This is a genomic window from Cellulosimicrobium sp. BMG9.22 (assembly GCF_059159975.1).
Genome location: NZ_JBZGBY010000059.1, coordinates 1 through 6,130, shown reverse-complemented (window position 1 = coordinate 6,130; position 6,130 = coordinate 1). Strand labels below are relative to the sequence as shown.

Genomic DNA, 6,130 nt, shown 5'->3' with positions numbered 1-6,130 from the left:
TCGAACGTGTTGAGGAGCGAGTGCGCCGCGCGCTCCAGGTAGTCCCAGAGCGTCGCCTCCTGGATCGGTGCGAGGTCCAGGGTGTCGACGGCGGCGCGCATGTGCGCGAGCCAGCGGTCGCGCGCGTCGGGGTTGACCTTGAACCCGGCGTGCCGCATGCGCAGGCGCGGGTGCCCGCGCTGCTCGCTGTACGTCGTCGGGCCGCCCCAGTACTGCTCCAGGAACGCGGTGAGGCGCCAGCGCGCACCCGCGAGGTCCTGCTCGGGGTACATGGGCCGCATCACCGGGTCCGTCGCCACGCCCTCGTAGAACGCGTCGACGAGGCGGACGAACGTCTCGTGGCCGCCGACCTCGTCGTAGAACGTGCGGCTCGGGCGGACCGGCGCGGACTCGTTGGTCATCCCGGTGACGGGCAGCGTCGGGCGGGGGCTGGGCTCTGTCACCGGCCCATCATCGCACCGCGGGGCCGCGCGCCCGGGTCCTTCGCGGTCGGGCCGGCGTCCGAGCGGCGCACGTCACAGCCCGAGGTCCGCGAGGACAGGCAGGTTCTCGCGCACGACGGCGCGCGCCCCGGCCGCGCTCTCGGCCTCGACCGCGAGCCGCGCGAGCCGCCGGCACTCGTCGAGGTCGACCTCGCGCAGGAGGGCGGCGACGTCGGGGATCGCGCGCGCCGTCATCGACAGGGACGAGACCCCGAGCCCCACGAGCACGACGGCGAGCACGGGCTGGGACGCCGCCTCGCCGCACACCCCGACGGGTCGGCCCTGCTGCGCGCCGCCCGCGCACGTCGCCGCGACGAGCTGCAGGACGGCGGGCTGCCACGGGTCGCTCAGCTCGGCGAGCGAGCCGAGCAGGCGGTCGGCCGCCATCGTGTACTGGGTGAGGTCATTCGTGCCGATCGATGCGAACGCCGCACGGGCCAGGATCGGGCCCGCGAGCAGCGCCGCGCTCGGCACCTCGACCATGACGCCCGCGACGTCGAGCCCGTGCGCCCGGCACCGCTCGACGAACCACTCCGTCTCTCCGACGGTGGAGACCATCGGCGCCATGACCCACACCTCGGCCTCCTCGGTGGCGGCGGCGCGCGAGATCGCGTCGAGCTGCTCCTCGAGCAGCTCGGGCCAGCGTGCCGCCGTGCGCAGGCCTCGGACGCCGAGCGCCGGGTTCTCCTCGCCGTCGACCGTGAGGAAGTTCAGCGGCTTGTCCGCGCCGGAGTCGAGCGTGCGGACCACGACCTTGCGACCGGGGAACTCGCGGAGCACCGTGCGGTACGCGGCGACCTGCTCGTCCACCGTGGGCGGCTGATCGCGGTCGAGGAAGCAGAACTCGGACCGGAAGAGCCCGACGCCCTCCGCGTTCGCGGCCGCGGCGGGCGCGGCACCCGCCGGGTCGCCCACGTTCGCGAGGAGCTGGACGCGGTGCCCGTCACGCGTGCGCCCCGTCCCGTCGAACGTGCGGACCCGCTGCGCGCGGGCCCTCGCCGCGGAGACCTGCGCGTCCGTGGGGTGCACGACGACGGTGCCCGCCGAGCCGTCGACGAGCACGAGGTCCCCCGGGGCGAGCGCCGCGCTCGCGCCCGTCGCCGCGACGACCGCGGGGATGCCCATCGCGTTCGCGACGATCGCGGTGTGCGACGTCGGGCCCGCGCCGTCGGTGACGATCGCGAGCACGCGCGCCTGGTCGAGCGCCGCGGTGGCCGACGGCGCGAGGTCGGGCGCGACGAGCACGAACGGCTCGGGGTGCTCCGGCACACCGGGCGCCGGGCGGCCGGTGAGCGCGGCGACCAGCCGGTCGCGCACGTCCGCGACGTCGCGCGCCCGCTCCGCGAGGTGCCCGCCGAGCTCGGTGAACTGGCGCACGACCTCCTCGGCCGCCTCCCACACCGCGCGCTCGGGCACCAGGTGCTCCTCGAGGACGCGCCGCCGGGCGTCCGCCGCGAGCGTCGGGTCCGCCGCCATCACCGCCGTCGCCTCGAGGACGTCGCGCGTCTCGCCGTCCGCGGCGTCGGCCGCGCGCTGCAGGTCGGCCGCGACCTGCCCGGCCGCCTCGTCGACGCGCCGCGCCTGGGCCTCGTGGTCCGCGCGGGGCGGCAGGCGCAGACCCGGTGCCGGCTCCGCGATCGGCTCCGGCATGAGCACGACCGGTCCGACCACCGTGCCCGGGCACACGCCGATGCCGGTGATGACCCGCTGCTCCACGTCCTGGCTTCCGCCCGTCACGACCCCGCTCCTGTCCGTCCCGGCGCCGCTCCCGGCGCCGCGTCGATCCGGTGACAACAGTCCAAGGAGACTAGGCTGTCGGTGAGGTGCACGGCACCCCGACACCCCGGATCCCGTGCGGGATCCCTCCCGCGACTCGCCTCAGGAGACACATTCGATGAGCACCCCCTCGGACCAGAAGGCACAGCAGATCCTCGAAGCCCTCGGGGGGCAGGGCAACGTCGTCGACCTGGAGCCGTGCATCACGCGACTGCGCGTCGAGGTCACCGACCCCGCGCTCGTCGACGAGGCGCGGCTTAAGGCGACGGGCGCGTTCGGCGTCGTGCGCTCGGGTCGCGTCGTGCAGGTCATCGTCGGCCCCGAGGCCGACAACCTCGCCGCGGAGCTCGACGGCCTGCGCTGAAGCTCCGCTGAGCCGTACGGCCCCGGCTCAGGCCGGAGCGTCCTTGTTCGTGGCCTCGGTGGCCGCGGCCGCCGCCGCGGCGCCCCGAGCGGCGCGGCGGCCGGCGTCCGACGGCGTCGCTCCCGCGTCGTCGTCGGGCTTCGCGGGCGAGTGGTCGAGGACGACCACCTGCTGCGCACCCGCGAGGGGGATGCCCGCCTCCGACAGGCCGGTGCGCACCTGCGCGCGCAGGGCGCGAGCCACCTCCCACTGCATCGCTGCCTGCGTCTTCACCTGCACCTTGAGCTGCAACGCCTCGGCCGTCATCGCCTCGATGCCCATGACCTCGGGCGGCTCGAGGAAGTAGGTGCCGAGCACCGGGTCCTGGCGCACCTCCTCCGCGGCGGCGAGCAGGGTGTCGCGGACCTTGTCGACGTCCGCCCAGTAGGCGACCCGCACGTCCACGACGGCCCGTCCCCACTCCTGGGTCTTGTTGCCTGTGCGCAAGATCTCGCCGTTGCGGATGTACCAGAGCGTGCCGTCGCCGTCGCGCACCTTGGTCACGCGCAGCGCGACCTCCTCGACCACACCCACGACCTCGCCGAAGTCCACCGAGTCGCCGACGCCGTACTGGTCCTCGAGCAGCATGAACGTGCCGGACAGGAAGTCCTTCACGAGGCTCTGCGCGCCGAAGCCGAGCGCGACGCCCGCGATGCCGGCCGAGGCGAGGAACGGCGCGATGTTCACGCCCAGCTCGGAGAGCACCATGAGGACGATCGTCGTGATGACGACGATGTTCACCGTCGAGCGCAGGACGGACCCGACGGTGCGCGCTCGCTGCGCGCGGCGCGCGGTCGCGAGCGGGTTGGCCCGCAGCAGGACGCTGCCGACCTCGGTCTTGCCGAGACCTTCCAGCCGCTTGCTCTGCAGCGCGGGGGTGCCCTCCGCGATGTGCTCGGTGACGCGACGGATGACGCGGCGCACGAGAGCGAGCGCGACCGTCCCGATCACGACGACGAGGAGGACGCGCAGCGGCACCCCGAGGAACCACTGCCACCACGACGACGGATCGGTCAGCTCGAGGCCTTCTGTCACGTCGGCTGCGACGGAGCCGGGGACGGGGGCGCTGACGACGGGGACGGAACGGTGAAGCATGCCCGCAGGGTACCCGCGCGAGGCGTGCGGGCGGTGGGAGCACCCTGTCGACCACGGGCCTCCCGAGCGGGGCACGCCGGGCGAACGCGCTGCTCGTGGGCCCGCGTTCTGGCAGGATGCGGTGCGTGAGCGAACCCCCGCAGACGGACCTGCCCGAGCCGTTGGTGCAGCTGGCCGACGCCCACGGCGTCGCGTCCGACTTCTGGGACTTCGACGGCACCCGGCGCCAGGTCCGCGCCTCGACCCTCGTCGCCGTGCTCGAGGCCCTGGGCGTCCCCGCGGCGTCGCCGGAGAAGGTCGCGGTGAGCCTCGAGCACTCGCACGACGACGCGTGGCGGCAGATGCTCCCGCCCACCGTGGTCGTCCGCCAGGGCGACGTCGTGCCGGTGCCGGTGCACGTCGTCGACGGCGCGGCGGTCGAGGTGTGGGTCGAGCTCGAGGCAGACGCGCCGCGGCGCGGCGGCCAGCATGCCGTCCGGTCGCCGCGGGCGCGCCGCGACCTCCACCAGGCCGACGACTTCGTCGAGCCGCGCACGGTCGACGGCCGCCGCATCGGCCGGGCGACGTTCGAGCTTCCTGCCGACCTTTCCCTCGGCTGGCACGACCTGCACGCGTCGAGCGACGGGATGCAGGCGCGCGCCACGCTCGTCGTCACGCCGCGCCGCCTCGAACCGCCGCCGGCCGTCGCCGGGCGGCGCACGTGGGGGTTCATGACGCAGCTGTACTCCGTGCGCTCGCGCGCGTCCTGGGGCGTGGGCGACCTCGCCGACCTCGCCGACCTCGCGTGGCTCTCCGCCCGCGAGGCGGGCGCCGACTTCGTGCTGGTCAACCCGCTGCACGCGGCCGAGCCGCGCACGCCCATGACGCCGTCGCCCTACCTCCCGACGAGCCGGAGGTTCGTCAACCCGCTCTACGTGCGCGTCGAGGACATCCGCGAGACCGCCTACCTGTCCGCGGCGGACCGCTCGCTCGTCGAGTGGGCCTTCGACCCCGTGCGCGACCTCGACACCGACCCCGGCCCGATCGACCGCGACGCCGCGTGGGAGGCCAAGAAGGCCGCCCTCGAGGTCGTGTTCGCCGCGCCACGCTCCACGGCACGGCAGGCGTCGCTCGACGCGTTCCGGGCCGAGCAGGGCAAGGGCCTCGAGGACTTCGCCACCTGGTGCGCGCTCGCCGACCACTACGGCGACCGCGACTGGCCGCCCGGGGCGACCGACCCGACGAGCGCCACCGTCGCGGCGCTGCGGCAGCAGCTCTCCGACCGCATCGAGTTCTACTGCTGGCTCCAGTGGGTCGCCGACGAGCAGCTCGCGTTTGCGCAGCGCACCGCGCGCGAGGCGGGCATGTCGATCGGGATCATGCACGACCTGGCCGTCGGCGTGCACCCGGAGGGCGCGGACGTCTGGGCGCACCGCGGCGTGCTCGCAACCGGCGTCTCCGTCGGTGCCCCGCCCGACATGTACAACCAGCAGGGGCAGAACTGGTCCCAGCCGCCGTGGCACCCACGGGCGCTCGCGCGCGCCGGGTACGCCCCCTACCGGGACATGCTCCGCACGGTCCTGCGGCACGCGGGTGCGATCCGCATCGACCACGTCATCGGGCTGTTCCGCCTCTGGTGGATCCCGGGCGGCGCGCGCGCCGACGCCGGGGCGTACGTCCGCTACGACCACGAGGCCCTGATCGGCATCCTGTGCCTCGAGGCGCACCGCGCGGGCGCGACGGTCATCGGCGAGGACCTCGGGGTGTTCGAGCCCTGGGTACGCGACTACCTCGCCGACCGCGGCATCCTCGGCACGTCCGTCCTGTGGTTCGAGAAGTCCGGCGACGGCGCGCCGCTGCCCCCCGAGGACTACCGCGCACTCGCGCTCGCGACCGTCACGACGCACGACCTGCCGCCGTCGGCGGGCTACCTCGCCGGCGAGCACGTCGAGCTGCGCGACCGCCTCCGCGTCCTCAACCAGGACGTCGCCGAGGTGCGGCGCGCCGCGCGGGCCGAGCGCGACGCGATGGTCGCGTTCCTCCGCGAGCGCGAGCTCGTCGGCGACGACCCGTCCGAGCGCGAGCTCGTCGAGGCGCTGCACGCCCTCGTCCGCCGCACGCCCGCGGCACTGCTCGGCGTCTCGCTCGCCGACGCGGTGGGGGAGCGACGCTCGCAGAACCAGCCCGGCACGGACCAGGAGTACCCCAACTGGAAGGTCCCCCTCGGCGACTCGTCGGGCAACGTCGTCCTCCTCGAGGACCTCTTCGACAGCGCCCGTCTGCGCTCGCTCGTGAAGGTGATGAACGCCGAGCTCTGACCTCATCGCCGAGGTAGAGCCGTGGTCCGTCGAGGTAGAGCCGTGGTCTCGCGAGGTAGAGCCGTGGTTTCTTGTCG

Annotated in this window: 5 protein-coding genes; 2 read left to right on the top strand and 3 right to left on the bottom strand. The window is 74.6% G+C overall.

The features are described 5' to 3' along the window. The coding region (locus AC4H2H_RS19615) for a globin (protein WP_494372513.1) at nt 1–401 on the bottom strand (401 nt) is incomplete at its 3' end. Nucleotides 402–515: 114 nt separating this feature from the next. Continuing rightward, nucleotides 516–2,219, bottom strand: a complete 1,704-nt coding sequence (gene ptsP, locus AC4H2H_RS19610; protein WP_494372511.1) for a phosphoenolpyruvate--protein phosphotransferase — start codon at nt 2,217–2,219, stop codon at nt 516–518. Between the two features lie 115 nt (nt 2,220–2,334). On the opposite strand from ptsP, the gene AC4H2H_RS19605 reads away from it, so the two are divergent. Continuing rightward, nucleotides 2,335–2,622, top strand: a complete 288-nt coding sequence (locus AC4H2H_RS19605; protein WP_494372510.1) for a PTS sugar transporter subunit IIB — start codon at nt 2,335–2,337, stop codon at nt 2,620–2,622. Nucleotides 2,623–2,649: 27 nt separating this feature from the next. On the opposite strand, the gene AC4H2H_RS19600 is transcribed toward AC4H2H_RS19605, so the two are convergent. Then, the gene (locus AC4H2H_RS19600; protein ID WP_494372509.1) at nt 2,650–3,756 is read right to left on the bottom strand and encodes a mechanosensitive ion channel family protein; all 1,107 of its coding nucleotides are present in this window, start codon (nt 3,754–3,756) and stop codon (nt 2,650–2,652) included. A 116-nt stretch (nt 3,757–3,872) separates the two neighbouring features. On the opposite strand from AC4H2H_RS19600, the gene malQ reads away from it, so the two are divergent. Continuing rightward, entirely contained in the window at nt 3,873–6,053 is a 2,181-nt protein-coding gene (gene malQ / locus AC4H2H_RS19595) for a 4-alpha-glucanotransferase (protein ID WP_494372512.1), read from the top strand. Nucleotides 6,054–6,130: the final 77 nt, after the last annotated feature.

Coding starts and splice junctions, on each gene's coding strand:
- AC4H2H_RS19600 (WP_494372509.1), bottom strand. CDS start 3,756: ATGCTTCACCGTTCCGTCCCCGTCGTCAGCGCCCCCGTCCCCGGCTCC.
- malQ (WP_494372512.1), top strand. CDS start 3,873: ATGCGGTGCGTGAGCGAACCCCCGCAGACGGACCTGCCCGAGCCGTTG.